Annotated in this window: 13 protein-coding genes; 11 read left to right on the top strand and 2 right to left on the bottom strand. The window is 71.6% G+C overall.

The genetic code is table 11. From position 1 onward, the window contains the following. The 7 genes from WD341_RS00150 to WD341_RS00180 all read left to right on the top strand — a co-directional run bounded on the left by WD341_RS00150 (window position 1) and on the right by WD341_RS00180 (window position 5,357). Window positions 1-732 carry a M48 family metallopeptidase gene (locus tag WD341_RS00150; RefSeq protein WP_368423373.1) on the top strand — a complete coding sequence of 244 codons (732 nt, stop codon included), beginning with the start codon at window positions 1-3 and terminating at the stop codon, window positions 730-732. Between the two features lie 90 nt (window positions 733-822). Next, the gene (locus tag WD341_RS00155; RefSeq protein ID WP_368423374.1) at window positions 823-1,332 is read left to right on the top strand and encodes a PAS domain-containing protein; all 510 of its coding nucleotides are present in this window, start codon (window positions 823-825) and stop codon (window positions 1,330-1,332) included. 90 nt (window positions 1,333-1,422) lie between these two features. Beyond that, complete coding sequence (locus WD341_RS00160; protein ID WP_368423375.1) at window positions 1,423-1,815, top strand: PAS domain-containing protein; 393 nt, start codon at window positions 1,423-1,425, stop codon at window positions 1,813-1,815. A gap of 275 nt (window positions 1,816-2,090) precedes the next feature. Further along, window positions 2,091-3,545 (top strand): ATP-binding protein, encoded by a 1,455-nt coding sequence (locus WD341_RS00165; protein ID WP_368423376.1) that lies wholly within the window; start codon window positions 2,091-2,093, stop codon window positions 3,543-3,545. Beyond that, window positions 3,542-4,111, top strand: coding sequence for an ActR/PrrA/RegA family redox response regulator transcription factor (locus WD341_RS00170; RefSeq protein ID WP_368423377.1), 570 nt, complete (start codon window positions 3,542-3,544; stop codon window positions 4,109-4,111). The genes WD341_RS00165 and WD341_RS00170 overlap by 4 nt, the downstream gene beginning before the upstream one ends. An 86-nt stretch (window positions 4,112-4,197) precedes the next feature. Beyond that, entirely contained in the window at window positions 4,198-5,103 is a 906-nt protein-coding gene (locus WD341_RS00175; protein WP_368423378.1) for a hypothetical protein, read from the top strand. Continuing rightward, window positions 5,091-5,357 carry a PqqD family protein gene (locus tag WD341_RS00180; protein ID WP_368423379.1) on the top strand — a complete coding sequence of 89 codons (267 nt, stop codon included), beginning with the start codon at window positions 5,091-5,093 and terminating at the stop codon, window positions 5,355-5,357. The genes WD341_RS00175 and WD341_RS00180 overlap by 13 nt, the downstream gene beginning before the upstream one ends. 13 nt (window positions 5,358-5,370) lie before the next feature. Here the strand turns inward: WD341_RS00180 and WD341_RS00185 are convergent, their stop codons facing one another. Together WD341_RS00185 and WD341_RS00190 are read right to left on the bottom strand one after the other, a co-directional pair. Further along, on the bottom strand, window positions 5,371-6,804 hold the full coding sequence (locus WD341_RS00185) for an HlyD family type I secretion periplasmic adaptor subunit (protein WP_368423380.1): 1,434 nt from the start codon (window positions 6,802-6,804) through the stop codon (window positions 5,371-5,373). 2 nt (window positions 6,805-6,806) lie between these two features. Then, window positions 6,807-8,900, bottom strand: a complete 2,094-nt coding sequence (locus WD341_RS00190; RefSeq protein WP_368423381.1) for a peptidase domain-containing ABC transporter — start codon at window positions 8,898-8,900, stop codon at window positions 6,807-6,809. 683 nt (window positions 8,901-9,583) lie between these two features. On the opposite strand from WD341_RS00190, the gene WD341_RS00195 reads away from it, so the two are divergent. The 4 genes from WD341_RS00195 to WD341_RS00210 all read left to right on the top strand — a co-directional run bounded on the left by WD341_RS00195 (window position 9,584) and on the right by WD341_RS00210 (window position 15,328). After that, window positions 9,584-10,828, top strand: coding sequence for a hypothetical protein (locus WD341_RS00195; RefSeq protein WP_368423382.1), 1,245 nt, complete (start codon window positions 9,584-9,586; stop codon window positions 10,826-10,828). 4 nt (window positions 10,829-10,832) lie between these two features. Beyond that, the gene (locus tag WD341_RS00200) at window positions 10,833-12,110 is read left to right on the top strand and encodes an outer membrane beta-barrel protein (protein WP_368423383.1); all 1,278 of its coding nucleotides are present in this window, start codon (window positions 10,833-10,835) and stop codon (window positions 12,108-12,110) included. A 114-nt stretch (window positions 12,111-12,224) separates the two neighbouring features. Next, window positions 12,225-12,773, top strand: a complete 549-nt coding sequence (locus tag WD341_RS00205) for a polysaccharide biosynthesis/export family protein (RefSeq protein WP_368423384.1) — start codon at window positions 12,225-12,227, stop codon at window positions 12,771-12,773. A 239-nt stretch (window positions 12,774-13,012) separates the two neighbouring features. Next, the gene (locus WD341_RS00210) at window positions 13,013-15,328 is read left to right on the top strand and encodes a GumC family protein (RefSeq protein WP_368423385.1); all 2,316 of its coding nucleotides are present in this window, start codon (window positions 13,013-13,015) and stop codon (window positions 15,326-15,328) included.

A 15,328-nucleotide genomic window follows, 5' to 3' on the forward strand; every position in this document is an offset into this window, starting at 1 on the left:
ATGTCCGTCCAGAGCCCGGCTCCCCGCCATCTCACCTTCGAAGGCCGAGAGGTGCCGCTCGAGCTGCGCGTCTCGAGCCGCGCCCGCCGGCTGTCGCTGCGCCTCGACCCCGGCCGCGGCGGGCTGGTGCTGACCCTGCCCGAGGGCCTGCCGGTCGAGCGCGGGCTGGACTTCATCGACCGCCAGAGCGGCTGGATCGCCGGACGCCTCGCCCAGCTGCCGCCGCACGTGCCCTTCGCCGAGGGCGGCCTCGTCCCGATCCTCGGCGTCGAGCACCAGATCCGCCACGCCCCCTGGGCGCGCGGCGCGGTCTGGCCCGACAGCGGCCTGCTGTGGGTCGCCGGCGCCGCCGAGCATCTGTCGCGACGAGTCACCGACTATCTCAAGGCCGAGGCGCGCCGGCAGGTCGCGCGCCGGTCCCGGGAGAAGGCCGCGCTGCTGCCGCGCCTCGCCCCCGGCAGCCGGATCCGGCCGCTGGGCCGGATCGCGGTGCGCGAGACAAGCAGCCGCTGGGGCAGCTGCACGGCGCGCGGCGACCTCTCCTACTGCTGGCGCCTGGTGCTGGCGCCGGAGGCGGTGCTCGACTACGTCGTCGCCCACGAGGTCGCCCACCTGGTCCATCTCGACCACTCGCCGGCCTTTTGGCGGCTCTGCGACCGGCTCGCCGACCAGTGCCAGGACTCGCGCGCCTGGCTGCGCCGCCACGGCGCCCGCCTGCAGCGATACGGGTAACCAGAAAAATTGTAATACAACCGCACTTTCTACGCTCTGCAACCTATACTCCTCTCGTCGGCAGAAATGCCATTTCCCGGAGAGTTAAAGGTGAATTTGTCGATCGCAACGGCCCAACGCGAGCGCGGCTCCTGCTACGAGGAGCTCCCCATTAACCAGATTTCTGATTATCCCCTGCTCGATGCCTGCTATCGGCTGTGGCGCGACGGCTGCAACGGCAAGCAGGTGCCGGCCCGGCTCGATCCGGTCGAGCTGCCGCGGCAGATCCTGCCGACGGTCTTCCTGCTCGACCTGGAGCGCTCGCCGACTCGGCTCCGCATCCGTCTTGCCGGGACTGCGATCTGCGAACGGCACGGACGCGAGCTGCGCGGCCTGACGCCCGAGGAGTTCTTCGATCCCGAGGACGCCCGGCGCGTCACCGAGGTCGCCCTGGACGCGGCCTCGACCCGCCGGCCAAGCCTGGCGCGGCGCTCCTTCGTGACCATGGACGACCGGCTCTGGACCTACACGCGCCTGATGCTGCCGCTGGCGCGCGGCGGCGGCGCGGTCGACAGCTTCTTCAAGGCCGCCGATCCCGCATCGATGCAGCGGATCGTCTGAGGCGCGCGGTCACCCCGGCGGCTCACGGCTTCTCAACCTGCCGGTGCCAGCTTGCCGGCAGGAGATGGAAGGGATGCCTTGGAAACCTGTATGGCGAACCGCTGGAGCCGACCACGCCACGAAGAGTTGCCGCTCCACGCCCTGAGCGACTTCCCGATTCTGGAGGCCTGCCACCGGACCTGGCGCGACTCGGCCGTGGGCGACGCGCTGCCGTCGCGGGTCGACCCGCTCGACCTGCCGCGCGAGGGGCTGCCGACAGTGATGATGCTCGACCTGGAGCCGGCACCGGCCCTGCTGCGCGTGCGCCTGGCCGGCACCGAGGTCTGCGCCAAGCACGGCGGCGAACTCAAGGGCAAGACGACCGACGACTTCTTCGAGCCCGAGGACGCCGCCCTGGTCGTCGAGGCGGCCCTGGCGGTGGCGCAAAGCCAGCGGCCCAGCCTGGCGCGGCGCTCCTATGTTTCGATCAACGGCCGGGTCTAGCGATACGTGCGCCTGATCATGCCCCTGTCTCGTAACGGCGAAACGGTCGATTCCTTCTTCAAGGTCGCGGATCCCCGCACCTTCGGCCGCCTGGAGGAATGAGCCGGGCCGGCCCTGCGCAGGTCCGTCCTGTGCAGGTCCGTCCTGTGCAGGCCCGCCCTGTGCAGGCCCGCCCTGTGCTGACCGGCGCTGTGCCGCGCCGCGCCTTGCCCTAGAGTGGCGCCACGCGGGCCTCGTCGAAAGACCCGCCGACAGCCAGCCCGGACGGCGCAGCCATGACCGACCGCAAGACCTCCGCGCCGCCGGGAGCGGCTCCCCTGGTGCGCCGCTTCCTGCCGATCCGCCCGGCCCTGCCGGCCGGCCACGTCCGCTTGCGCACCCTGATCTTCATCCGCTGGGTCGCGATCGTCGGGCAGCTGGCCGCGCTGGTCGTCGTGACCGGCCTCCTGAAGTTCGAACTGCCGGTGGTCGCGGCCGCGGCCGTGATCGGGGTGGCGGCGCTGGTCAATCTCTCGGTGGCGCTGCTGCAGCGCGGCACCGTCTGGCTGCGCGACCCGGCGGCGACGGCCTCGCTCGGCTTCGACCTGATCCAGCTGCTGGCGCTGCTGGCGCTCACCGGCGGCCTGCACAACCCCTTCGCGATCCTGATCCTGGCGCCGGTCGTGGTGTCGGCGGCGACCCTGTCGCGGCGCAGCACCCTGCTGCTGTCGGCCCTCGCCATCGCCGGCATCACGCTGCTCGGGCTCTGGCACCTGCCGCTGCCCTGGGCCGGCAGCGACCTCGCGCTGCCGCCGCTCTACCTCGCCGGCGTGTGGGCGGCGCTGGTGCTCGCCGTCGCCTTCACCGCCGCCTACGTGTCCTCGCTCGCCAGCGAGTCGCGCCGCATGGCCGACGCCCTGGCGGCGACCCAGCTGGCCCTGGAGCGCGAGCAGCGCCTGGCGGCGCTCGGCGGCCTGGCCGCCGCCGCCGCCCACGAGCTCGGCAGCCCGCTGGCGACCATTGCCGTCGTGGTCCGCGAGCTCGAGCGCGAGCTGTCCCCGGGCCTTGCCGAGGACAGCCCGGTGCGCCAGGACCTCGACCTGCTGCGCGGCGAAGCCGAGCGCTGCCGGCAGATCCTGGCCCAGCTCGGCGAGCGGCCGGAGGGCATGCCGGCCGGCCGGGCGCAGGGCCGTGTCGGGGGCGGCCTCGGCGGCGACCCGGAAGGCGATCCCGCCGGCGCCGAGGACACGCCGTTTCACAGGCTGCCGCTGGCCGGGCTGGTCGAGGCCGCGGCGCTGCCCTTCGAGAGCGAGGGCAAGGCGCTGGAGATCACCTACGCTGCCGGCCTCAAGCCGGCCGAGCAGCCGACCGTGGTGCGCCGTGCCGACCTCGTCCACGGGCTCGGCAGCCTGCTTCAGAACGCCCTGCAGTTCGCCCGCAGCAGGGTCGAGGTCGAGCTGGCCTGGGACCGGGAGACGATCCGCGTCGCGATTCGCGACGACGGACCCGGCTTCGCGCCGCAGATCCTCAGCGACCTCGGCGACCCCTATGTCTCGACCGGCCGCAACGACGTGCGCGGCGGCGGCCGGCGCGACCAGACGCACATGGGCCTCGGCGTCTTCATCGCGCAGACGCTGCTGGCGCGCACCGGCGCGGCCCTGGCCTTCGGCAACCGCCCGGGTGGCGGCGCCGAGGTTGTCATTTCCTGGCAGAGCGACCATCTGGTGGCCAGCAAGGCAGGCCGAAGATGACGACTCTGACGATGGAAACCCCGACCGGCGTCACCCCCCAGGATGAGCGGCGCCTGCTCATCGTCGACGACGACGAGCGCTTCTGCTCGCGCCTCGCGCGGGCCATGGAGCAGCGCGGCTTCGCCGTGGAGCAGGCGAACTCCGTCGCCGACGCGCTGGCGGCAGCGCGGCGCGACCCGCCCGAGTTCGCCGTCGTCGACCTCCGGCTGCAGGACGGCAGCGGCCTCGAGGTCGTCCAGGCTCTGCGCGAGGCCGACGAGAACACCCGCATCGTCATCCTGACCGGCTACGGCAACATCGCCACCGCCGTCGCGGCGGTGAAGGTCGGCGCCACCGACTACCTCCCGAAGCCGGCCGACGCCGACCAGATCGCCGCCGCCCTGACCGCCGACGGCGACCTGCCGCCGCCGCCAGAGCATCCGATGTCGGCCGACCGGGTGCGCTGGGAGCACATCCAGCGGGTCTACGAGCAGTGCGAGCGCAATGTCTCGGAGACGGCGCGCCGCCTGCGCATGCATCGCCGGACCCTGCAGCGCATCCTGGCCAAGTACGCCCCCCGCGACTGAGCGCCCCCGACTCGACTGAACGCCGCCGACTCGAGGGCGAGCGCCCGGCTGGACCCGGCGGGCGCTTGCGGCATACTGCGGCGACCATGACCGCCCTTCCCACCCAGCCCTGCGCGCGCTACCGCCTCTCGACGGATCCCGGCCCGTCCGGCGCCGGCTGCGCCCTGTCGGCGGCCCTGCCCGCCGCCGTCGCCGAGGCGCTCGCTGTCTGCCTGCCCGGCTGGCGCGTCTGCGCCGAGGACGAGGTTCCCGCCAGGCCGGCGATCCAGGTCGAGGCCGCCGGCCCTGGCTACCTCGTCCGCCACGTCCTGCTGCCCGGCGGCTGTTTCGAGGCCGCGACGCCGCCCGAGGCGGCCAATGCCGTGGCCGGGGCGGCGACCGGCGCCTGGATCGCCGCCCGCAGGGACTGGGTCCAGCTGCACGCCGCCGCCGTCGAGCTCGGCGGGCGCCTGACCCTGCTGCTGGGCGCCAGCGGCGCCGGCAAGTCGACTCTCGCCCTGGAGTGCGCCGCCGCCGGCCACCGGCTGTTCGGCGACGACCGCCTGGCCCTCGAGCTGCCGGAGGCCGGCGCCTCGAGCGGTCGCGTCCAGGGCATCGCGCTGGGCGTCGGCGCCAAGCTGCGCCGGCCGCTGCCGGCCGGCACGTCGCCGGCTCTGCGCCGCCTTGCCGTCGACTGCGCCGTCGGCGGCACCGGCGCGGTCGATTTCCTGACTCTGCCCGAGGCGAGCCTGGCGCGGCCCGGTGCGCGGGCGCCGGTGGAGCGTTTGGTGCTGCTCACGCGGAGCCCGGACGCCCGCCCGGCCCTGACGGGGCTCGAGCCCGCGGCGGCGCTGCGCGCGCTGCTGCCCAACGCGCTGGCGCCGCATCTCGGGCCCGGCGCGCTGCTCGCCTGGAGCCAGGCGCTGGTCGCGCGCCTGCCGTGCCGTCGGCTCGGCTACCGCGAGGCCGCCGAGGCGCGCGACCTGCTGGAGGCGGCACCGTGCTTGCCCTGAAGCGCAACCCCGCCGTGACCACGACCGAGATCGAGGGCGAGTTCTTCCTGGTCGAGCCGGACAGCGGCGAGATCTTCTACCTCGACGCCGTCACCAGCGGCGTCTGGCGCCTGGTCGAGACGCCCTGCGGCGAGCCGGAGATCCTCGAGACGCTGTCGGCGGCCTTTCCCGACGCGCCGGCCGACCAGCTGCGCGGCGACGTCGCCCGCCTGCTGGAGCAGTTGCGCCGCGCGCGTCTGATCCTGCCGGCCTAGTCTGGCCCGTTTCCTAGCGCTCGCGGAAGGCCTCGGCGGCGGTCTCGCGCAGCCGGTCGGTCAGGTAGGCCAGGATCGTGCGCTCGCCGATGCGGAAGTCGACCTGGGCCTGCATGCCCGGCAGCACCCGCAGGGGCCGGCCGTCGGGTCCGGTCAGGGAGGTCGAATCGGTGCGCACCTCGACCTCGTAGAAGCGCTGGCCGCTCGCTTCCTCCGCGACGGCGTCGGCGGCGATCCGCTCGACCCGGCCCTTCAGCGTGCCGTAGCGGATGAAGTTGAAGGTCTCGACCTTGACCTCGGCCGGCATGCCGGCCTCGAGGTGGCCGATGTCGGCGTTGCGCACCCGGGTCTCGACGACCAGCGTGTCGCCGACCGGCACCACCGTCATCATCGGCTGGTTGGCGCCGACCGACTGCCCGGCGCTGGTCACCGCGAGATCCTGGACGACGCCGTCGACGGGCGCGCGCAGCACCAGGTTGCGCAGTGCCGTGCTTTGCTGGGCGACGCGGGTGCGCGCCCTCTCGCGCTCGCCGAGGGTCGCGGCCAGCTCGTCGAGCACCTGGCTCTGCCAGTCGCGCCGCTGCGAATCGAGGGTGCTCTCGGCCTCCTTGAGGGCGGCGCGGGCGGAGGCCAGCTCGCTTTCCGCCTGGGCCAGATCGCCGGCCGCCTCGACGACCTGGCGCTGCACGGATTGGTAGCGGATCGCCGGGAAGTAGCCCTTCTCGACCAGGGTCGCGATCGAGGCGGCCTGGTCGCGCAGGATCGCCAGGCTCTCGGTCAGCGGCGCGATGCGGTTCTGCTGCCCGCGCACCGCCTGCTCGCGCTGGGCGACGACCTCGCGCGCCGTGGCCAGCCGTGATTCCAGGGCGTTGCTCCGGGCGTTGTAGAGGTTGATCTGGGCCTCGACCGCCTCGGGCCGGCCCTCGACCAGCTCCGGCGGGAACTGCAGCTCGCTCTCCGTCGCCTCGGCCTCGAGCCGCAGGGTGCGGGCTTCCAGCGTGTCGACCTCGGCCTGGAGCTGGCCGACCTCGCGCTCGGTCAGCTCGGGGTCGAGCTCGATCAGCGGCGCACCCTGATTCACGAGGTCGCCGTCGCGGACATGGAGCCGGGTGACCCGGCCCCCGACCGGATGGTTGATCACCTTGACCTCGCCGGACGGCCGGACGACGCCCTGACCGGTCGCGACCTGATCGACCTCGGCGACCGAGATGTAGACCAGGAACAGCAGCACCAGTCCCGAGAGCAGGAACAGCAGCAGCCGGGCGACCGGCGAGTGCTCCCGCTCGACCAGAGCCTGGGCGTCGGGCAGGAAGTCGACGTAGCGCGCCCGCAGGTCCTTTTCGCTCCACAGTGTCGGCAGGCGCCGGCCGGCCTGCGGCACCACCGCCTGGCCGGGGCGCCGGGCCGGCAGTCCGAAGCTCGGCTCCTTGCGATCGGGATCGCTCACCGTCAGGTCCCTCCGCCCGCCTCGGCCGCCTCGGTCATGCGCGCCTTGGCGAAGGCGATGACCTCGGCAGGCGGGCCGATGCGCTCGATTCGGCCGTTCATCAGCAGCGCGACCCGGTCGGCGATCGCGAAGGGGCTCAGCCGGTGCGAGATGATCACCACGGTCCGACCCTTGGAGGCTCGCTGCAGGTTGCGCAGCAGGCGCTCCTCGGCGACCGGGTCGAGGTCGCTGGTCGCCTCGTCCAGGATCAGCAGCCGCGGATTGCGGATCAAGGCCCGGGCGATGCAGAGCAGCTGGCGCTGGCCGGCCGAGAGGCCGACGCCGCGCTCGCCGAGCGGCGTGTCGTAGGCCTTGGGCAGACGCTGCACGAAGTCGTGGGCACCGACGAAGCGGCAGACCGCGACGACCCGCTCGGGATCCTTGACGTCGGAACCGAACAGCACGTTGTCACGGATCGTGCCGGCGAACAGCTGGGTTTCCTGCGGCACCACGCCGAGCTGCTGGCGCAGGCTGGCGGTGCTGAGGTGCGCCAGGTCGTTGCCGTCGTAGAGCACGCGGCCGCGGGTCGGCCGGTAGAGTCCCTGGAGCAGCCGCACCAGGGTCGTCTTGCCGGACCCCGAGGGGCCGATGATGCCGAGCACGCTGCCCTGGGGCACGGTCAGGTCGAGGTCGCGCAGGACTGGCGGCAGGCCGGGCTCGAAGCCGAAGGAGAGGTTCTCCACGACCAGCCGGCCGGCGAGCCGCGGGGCCGCGGCGCTGTCGCCCGGCGAGGCCTCGGTCGGCTCGCCCATGATCGCCTCGAGCCGCTCGAAGGCGGCGCGCACCTCCTGCAGCTGGGTCCAGGCGACGACCGTCAGGCGCAGCGGCGCCAGGGCGCGGGTCGCCAGGATGCTGCCGGCGATCAGGGCGCCGAGCGTGGTCTCGCCGGCGATCACCAGCTTGGCACCGACATAGAGGACCAGGAGCCCGGTCAGCATCTGCAGGCCCTGACCGAGCGCCGCGACGATGCTATTGAGGTTGCTCGCCCTGAAGGCGGTCCAGGCCGACAGCGCCAGGCGCTGCTCCCAGCGCCGCTCCATCTCGGGCTCCAGGCCCAGCGACTTCACGGCCAGGGCGTTCTGCAGGGTCTCGGCGACGTGCGAGGACTTCGCCGCCTGAGCCCGGAAGGACTGCTCGAGCAGCCTCCTCTGACGGCCGTGGAACAGGAGCGACAGGCCGACGAACAGCGGCATGGCGCCGAGCACGATCCAGGCCAGCAGCGGGTGGATGAAGAAGAGCGCGGCCAGAAAGACGACGACGAAGGCCATGTCGACCAGGGTCATCGGCATCTGGCCGGTGAAGAAGGTGCGGATGGTGTCGAGCTGGCGGAGCCGCTCGCCGATCAGGCCGCTCGGCGTGCGCTCGAAGTGGGCGAAAGGCAGGTGCATCAGGTGATGCATCACCTCGCCGCCGACCAGCGCGTCGAGGCGGCCGCCGGTATGGCTGGAGACGTAGCCCCGCACGATGCGCAGCACCACCTCGAAGCCGTAGACCGCGACCATGCCCAGCGCCAGCACGTCGAGGGTCGAGAGCGCCTGCTGGCCGATCACCTTGTTGTAGAGGGTCATGGCGAAGAGCGGCGTGGCCAGCGCCAGCAGGTTGAGCACCAGCGAGGCCAGGATCAGCTCGCCGACCACGCCGCGCAGGCGCCTGGCCATCTTGGTCCGCCACGCCGCGGCGTCGCGGGGCAGGGCCTGCGGGCGGACCAGCACCGCCTCGGCCGGCGCGAGGCTCCGTGCCGCGGCGGCCGGTGCCAGTTCCAGGCTGTGGTCCTCCAGGGGGTCCCAGACCGTCAGCGATCCGGGTCCCGCGGCCTCCACCAGGCGGACCAACGGCGGCCCGCCGTCGGCGGGTCTGCCGAGCAGGAGGTAGGGCGCCGGCAGGTCCGCGAGCAGCCGGCCGTCGGCCGGCGTCGCTTCGAGCGGCAGCCGTCGGACCCGGTAGCCGAGGCGCTCGGCGGCGCGGCAGAACTGGTCCAGGGACATTCCGTCGGGCGCGACCGGAACCGCGGCGCGCAGCTCGCCCGCGCCGATCGGCCGGCCGAACCAGGCGGTCACGCGCAGCAGGCAGCTAGCCAGCGCATCCGGTCGGAAGGGCGCCAGGACACCGGCCGTCCCGGCGGCGCCCCCGGTGGCGCCGGTGGCACTCGCCCGGGGGGCCGCCAGGGCCTCATCCCGGACGCTGTCGCCAGGCGTCCGCTGCGTCTCGCCGGCTTCCTCGAAGGCCGCGTCCTCCGCGTCTTCACTACGTGGGGTTGTCGGGTCGGAGGCCCTGGCAACGTCGGAGTCCGCCTGCCCCGGTCGCCGCCCCGCCGTGGAGAACTCCGCGTCCGAGTCAGTCAAATCCGGATCCTGGCGCGCAGATTCGCCTCGAGACGCCGAGGCCGCGACCAACAGACAGCCTGTGGCGAGGTGTCCCGTTCGAGGTTTGCAGAGTGGCGGAGTCGGTGCACTCGGTCACTTCTTGTCGCCTGTGGCGAGAACGTGTATGGAGGCGTCGCGCTGCTGTCAGGTCTTCTTTAAGGTTCCTCGCGTTCAATCGACACCTCAAATCGCTTGGCACGGTGATTTCGCGCCTTTGCCTCCGCTACTGCTGCGGGTGCAGGGGTAAACAAGCGGTAAATCGCGGATGCCGTCCGCCTCTGCCAGGCTCCTGTGGCCGGCAGGAACCCCGGCAGGCAGGGGCGCGGCAGGCGGCGGCAGTAGGATGCGCTCGTCGCAGCGCGCGGGGGATGAAGCCGATGTGGGCGACGACGCGAAACCTCCTGGCCGCCAGCACCGTCGCCCTCGCCGCCTCCGCCTTCCTGGGCGCCGAGGCCGGCGCCCAGGGCTTGCCCGCCGCCGACCAGCCTGCGGCTCAGGTCGAGGAGGGCGTCGACCCGCAGGTCCAGGCCCTCATCGCGGAAGCGGAGCGGACGCGCCCGGTCCCGGCCGAGCTGATCGACGCCCTGGCGATGGGCCTCGGCGATGCCGACCAGCTGATACGCTCCTTCATCTCCGACGGTAATCCGACGCCGCAGGAGGTCGCGGTGCGTGCCATCGCGCTGTCCCTGGCAGTCGGCCGGGACCCTCGGCTCGGCGATCCCGACCGGCTCTTTGCGCTCAACCAGTCGATCGGCGACGGCATGTCGAAGTCGCTCGGCGCGCCGCGCATTCTCAACGTCGAGGTCGAGGCCGGCTTCGTGCCGCCCGAGGGCACGCTCGCGTGGGATCTCGGCGGCCTGACGACGCCGGTGGCCGAGGGCTTCCAGCAGCTGACGCCCTACAGCCTGGAAGTCGGCGGCCTGAACCTCGGCGAGCAGGACGGGGTCGGGGGCGGCGCGGTGCTGGAGGACGTCATCCAGAATCTCGAGAGCCTGTCCCTGGAGGTGCCGAACGGCCAGTACCGCGTCGTCCTGCTGACCGCGGAGGACATCGCGGCCGGCTCGAGCGCGCCCTTCGGCGAATCCTTCACGATCAACGGCGTCGAGTACTTCCTCGGCAACTCGGGGGTCGGCGACTGGTTCGACACGGCCTACCTGCGCGCCGCCGACGGCTCCGCGGCCGCCCTCAGCTACAGCGCAGCCGGGCTGTCGGTGACCGTCGAGGTCGGCAACGGCAGGCTCGACCTCCGGTTCGCCGGCGGCTCCGGGAGCATGCTGAGCGGCATCGTCCTGGAGCCGATCGCCCTGCCGAGCCGCTTCGACGTCAGCGGCGTCACCGGCCCGCGGCGCGACGCGGCCCGCAACCAGCAGGCCCAGAACCAGCAGGCCCAGAACCTGCCCGGGCAGGGGGGACAGGCTTCGAGCCCGAGTCCGCCGTTCCTGCAGGCGTCGGACCTCGCCAACGTGGTCGCGCTGGAGTTCGTAACCCTCGCCGCGATCGCCACCGTCAGCGGGGTCGCCCCGGCCGCGGGCAGCGGTGCGCCAGCGCCGGTGCGGACCGCCAGTCCCCAGCCACCGGCGCCGCCCTTCGTCTCGCCCGTCGGCGTCAGCCCGGCAAGCTGAGGCCATGACGCCGTACCTGTCCTTCCGCCGCCGGCGGCGCCTGGTGGCCTTGGCGACGGCCTGCGCCGCCTGCTGCGCGGCGCCGGGCGTCGCGCCGGCGACGGCGCAGACCGCCGCCGAGGAGGCGGTGATGACGCGTGCGCGCCCGGACTTCGACCCGATCGGCATCGAGATCTTCTTCGACGAGGAGCAGCCGGCGCCGCCGCTCACGGTCTTTCCCGCGCTCGGCCTGGGCGGCGGCTACGACAGCAACGTGTTCCGCGAGAGCGAGGGTGGCCGGGGCGACTTCTTCTGGGAGATCAGCCCCGCGCTGCGGGTCAGCAACACCGGCCAGGACCTCGGCCTGGAGGCGGGCATCTCGGCCAGGGTGCGCCGCAACCTCGAGTTCGAGAGCAACGACTTCGAGGACTACGACATCTACGGCCAAGCCAACTACTTCTTCCTGGACTCCGACATCTCGCTGCAAATCGGCTATTCGCGGGGCCATGAGGACCGCAGCGACCCCGACAGCACGGGGTCCGGCGAGAACATCATCCAGTACGACCGCTACCGGGCGCTGATCTATTCGCAGAACCGCTTCGGCGACTTTCTCGTCAGCCCTTCGCTCGAGTACTACAAGTACAACTACCTGACCGGGCCGGACCGCGACGGGCGCGACCACTGGCAGGGCGTCGCGACCCTGCGGCTCGGCTACGAGTTCCAGCCCGGCTACGTCGTCTTCCTCGAGCCCGGCTACGACCTGCGCCGCTACGACCTCGCCGTCGACAGCCTCGGGCTCAACCGCGACTCCTCCGGGTGGCAGGCGCTGGCGGGCCTTACCTACAACGTCAGTGCGGTGACCTTCGCCGAGGCCTATGTCGGCTACTTCCAGCAGGACTACGAGGATGCCGCATTGGCCGACGCCGGCGGCCTGACCTATGGCGGGACGCTGACCTGGAACCCGCTCGACCTGCTCACGGTCAATGCCTCGATCGACCGCTCGGTCCAGAAATCGACGCTCGCGGGCGTTTCGGGCACGGTCTCGACCAGCTACCTGCTGGGCTTCGACTACGAGTTCACGGACAGCCTGATGCTGACCACCAGCGGCATCGTCACGACGAGCAGCTTCGAGGGCGCCTCGCGCGAAGACTTCTCCTACAGCGCCGGCGCCAGCCTGGTCTACCTGGTGAACGAGTTCGCCCAAGCCCGCCTCGGCTCGCGCTACGAGGCGCGCGATTCCGACCTCGAGACCAACAGCTACCGGGCCATGATAGTTGAAGCCTTGCTTACCCTGCAGTACTGACGTCGGCCTGACGAACGGGGAAACGAAGCAAGGCTTCTCGCGTTTAAGGAAGTTGTGTCCGCCCGCTCGCGGCACGGGGAAGCCAGGGAATGGGGGTGAGTGTTGCGAACGATTGTGGCTCTACTGCTTTGCGGTGGCCTTGCGGCGGCCTGTGCGGGGACGGGCGGCGGCGGAGAGCCGCTGCTTGCGGCGCTAGACATCAAGGAGAGCTACAAGCTGAGCGCCGGCGACCGCCTGCGCATCAACGTCTACGGCCAGTCGGACGTCTCGGGCGAGTTCGAGGTCGATTCCGGCGGCACCATCAGCTACCCCCTGCTGGGTCCGGTCGAGGTCAAGGGCCGGACCATCGCGCAGGTCGCCGACACGATCACGGAGCGGCTCGACGCGGACTTCATCGCCGACCCGCGGGTCAACGTTGAGGTCGTCAACTTCCGGCCCTTCTTCATCCTCGGCGAGGTCAACGCGCCGGGCCAGTATCCCTTCGCCTCCGGCTTGACCGTGCGCCAGGCGATCGCGCTGGCCGGCGGCTACACGCGCCGGGCAAGCAGCTCGGGCATCGAGGTGATCCGCCAGACAGAGGAGGGCTCGGTCACCTACGAGGTCGCCGAGGACTCGGTGCTGATGCCCGGCGACACGATCGAGGTTCCTCGCCGTTTCTTCTGAGGGACTATCGCAAAGGTTTATAAAGATTCTCGGTGTATACTAACAAATCGTAGCGTTTCCTTCCGGATCGTATAAGTGCCGCAATGATCGGGCGAAACGCTTGGCGATTCCGCGGCCTTTCACTAGAAGTGACGGTGCGGCAACAGCGACGTTCATCCGAAATACTGTCTGTCGTCGGATCCGTTTGCGAGCAAAGGGTGAGAGCCCTTGGGGTGGGGACCAGGGGTGGAGCGCAAGCCTTGAGCGCAGAGCCGTACGACCTCCGGACTGAGCGGGATGCGGCCAGCCGGATGCCGCCGGGGCTGGCGCGCGACCCCGGCCTGGCGCAGGCGCCTCGTGGCCAGTCCGCAGGCGGCTTCGACTTGCGTTCGCTGTTCGGCATCGTGCGCCGCCGCAAGTTTCTGATTCTCGGCCTCTGCCTGGTCGCGACGGCGCTGTCGATGGTCTTCGTCAATCGCCTGACGCCGCTCTACCGCAGCGCCGCTACGATCCTGATCGAGGGCCAGACGACGAACTTCACGAACCAGCCGCAGGCGGTCTCCGGCATCAGCCGCGACTTCTATACCGTCCAGGCCGAAGCCGTCGTCCTCACCTCCCTGCCGCTCGCGGAGCGCGCCGTGCTGGCGCTGGAGCTGCAGCGCAATCCCCTGTTCAACCGCTCACTGGCGCCGCCGAGGCGTGGCCTGCTCGATGACCTCCAGTACAGGGCTCGCCTGTTCCTCGCGGGGCAGGGCTTGGCCGACCCGCCCGAGGAGCCGGCCTTCGCGCCGCCCGAAGAGGTGCCGGATCCCGCCCGGGACCGGGCCTTTAGGCGCGAGCTCGCGAACGCCTTCCGCGCACCCCTCGCCGCGCGCGCCGACACCAACACCGGCACCATCGGCCTCAGCTACGTCTCGACCGACCCGCTGTTCGCGGCGACGGCGGTCAACACCGTGGCGTCGCTCTACGTCGAGACCCTGGAGAGCGAGCGGGCGAGCAAGCTGGGTCAGGGCATAGAGTTCTTCCAGGAACAGGTCGCCGAGGCCGAGCAGCGGGTGCACGGCGCGCGGCGAGCCCTCGAGGAGTTCAACACCGTCAACGACATCCAGGAGCTCGAGGGCCGCTCGCTCGACCTGCGCCGGCTCGATTCCCTGGTCGACGACCTGCGCGAGGCCGAGGCCCGCCTGTCGCAGCAGCAGCTCGACTACGGCCAGGTCCAGCGCGCGCTCGCCGGCGGCGACCTGGTCGATTCCGCCGCCGGCCTGGCGGCGCCGACCGTCGAGAGCGTCCGGCTGTCGATCATCAACGCGGAGCGGCAGCTCGCCGAGCTGCTCAACCAGTACCGCGAGGGCCATCCCAGGGTACAGGCGCTGCGCGCCGAGATCGACCGGCTGCAGGCCAGCCTGCGCAGCCAGCTGCTCGGCATCGCCACGGATTTCGGTGGCAAGCTGGCAGTGACCCGCGGCCAGGTCGAGCGAATGACCGCCGAGCGCACGCGGCTGGAGGAGCGTCTGCAGACCGTCTCGCGCCTCAAGGTCGAGCGCGACACCCTGGACAACGCGCTCGCGGATGCCGAGCAGCTGCTGCGCGAGCGGCGCCGCAGGCTGGACGAGGTCGCGCTGCAGCGCCAGGCGCCGGTCGAGAAGCAGGCCAGCGTCCTGGAGTCGGCGCAGGTGCCCGGCGGGCCCTACTATCCCAACAAGGGCATGATCGTCGGCGTCGCCTTCATCGCCTCGCTGATGCTGGGCTTCGGCCTGGCGCTGCTGCTCGAGTTCCTCGATTCCGGCTTCAGGAGCCTGAGCCAGGTCGAGCTGCACACCGGGCTGCCGACGCTCGGCATGCTGCCGCTGGCCGGCACCGGCCGTGCCGACCAACCGCCGCACCTGCAGGCCACGGACCGCCAGGGGTCGCTCTTCGCCGAGTCGGTGCGTACCCTGCGCACCGGGCTGATGCTGTCGAGTTCGACGGCGGCACCCAAGGTCGTCCTGGTCACCTCCTCCGTGCCCAGCGAGGGCAAGACCTCGACGGTGCTGTCGATCTGCTGCCAGTCGACCCAGGCGGGGCGGCGCTGCATCGCCATCGACTGCGACATGCGCCATCCCAGCATCGACGCCACGCTCGGCTACGCCCCCCACATCGGCCTCGGCGACTATCTCGCGGGCGTGGCCGACATCGAGGACATCATCGCCCTGGACGAGGCGACCGGGCTGCACTTCATCGGCGCCGGCACCGGGTCGCTGCGCCCGGTCGAGCTGCTCGCCTCGCCGCGCATGGAGAAGCTGCTGAACAGCCTGTGCCAGCGCTACCACATGGTCGTGCTCGACACGCCGCCGGTGCTGGCGGTATCGGACGCCCTGCCGCTGACGCGCCTGGCCGACGCCACGCTGTTCCTGGTTCGCTGGGAAAAGACCAACCGCGAGACCGCCAAGGCCGCGCTGAAGCTGGTGCTGGAGACCGGCGCCCGCTTCGCCGGCATCGCCCTGACCTATGTCGATGTCCGGAAGCACGCCCAGTACGATTATGCCGACTCGGGATACTACTATCACAAGTCATACCGGAAGTATTACCGGCCCTAG

Origin of the sequence: Tistlia sp., from assembly GCF_040905785.1 — a bacterium.
Classification (GTDB): domain Bacteria; phylum Pseudomonadota; class Alphaproteobacteria; order Kiloniellales; family DSM-21159; genus Tistlia.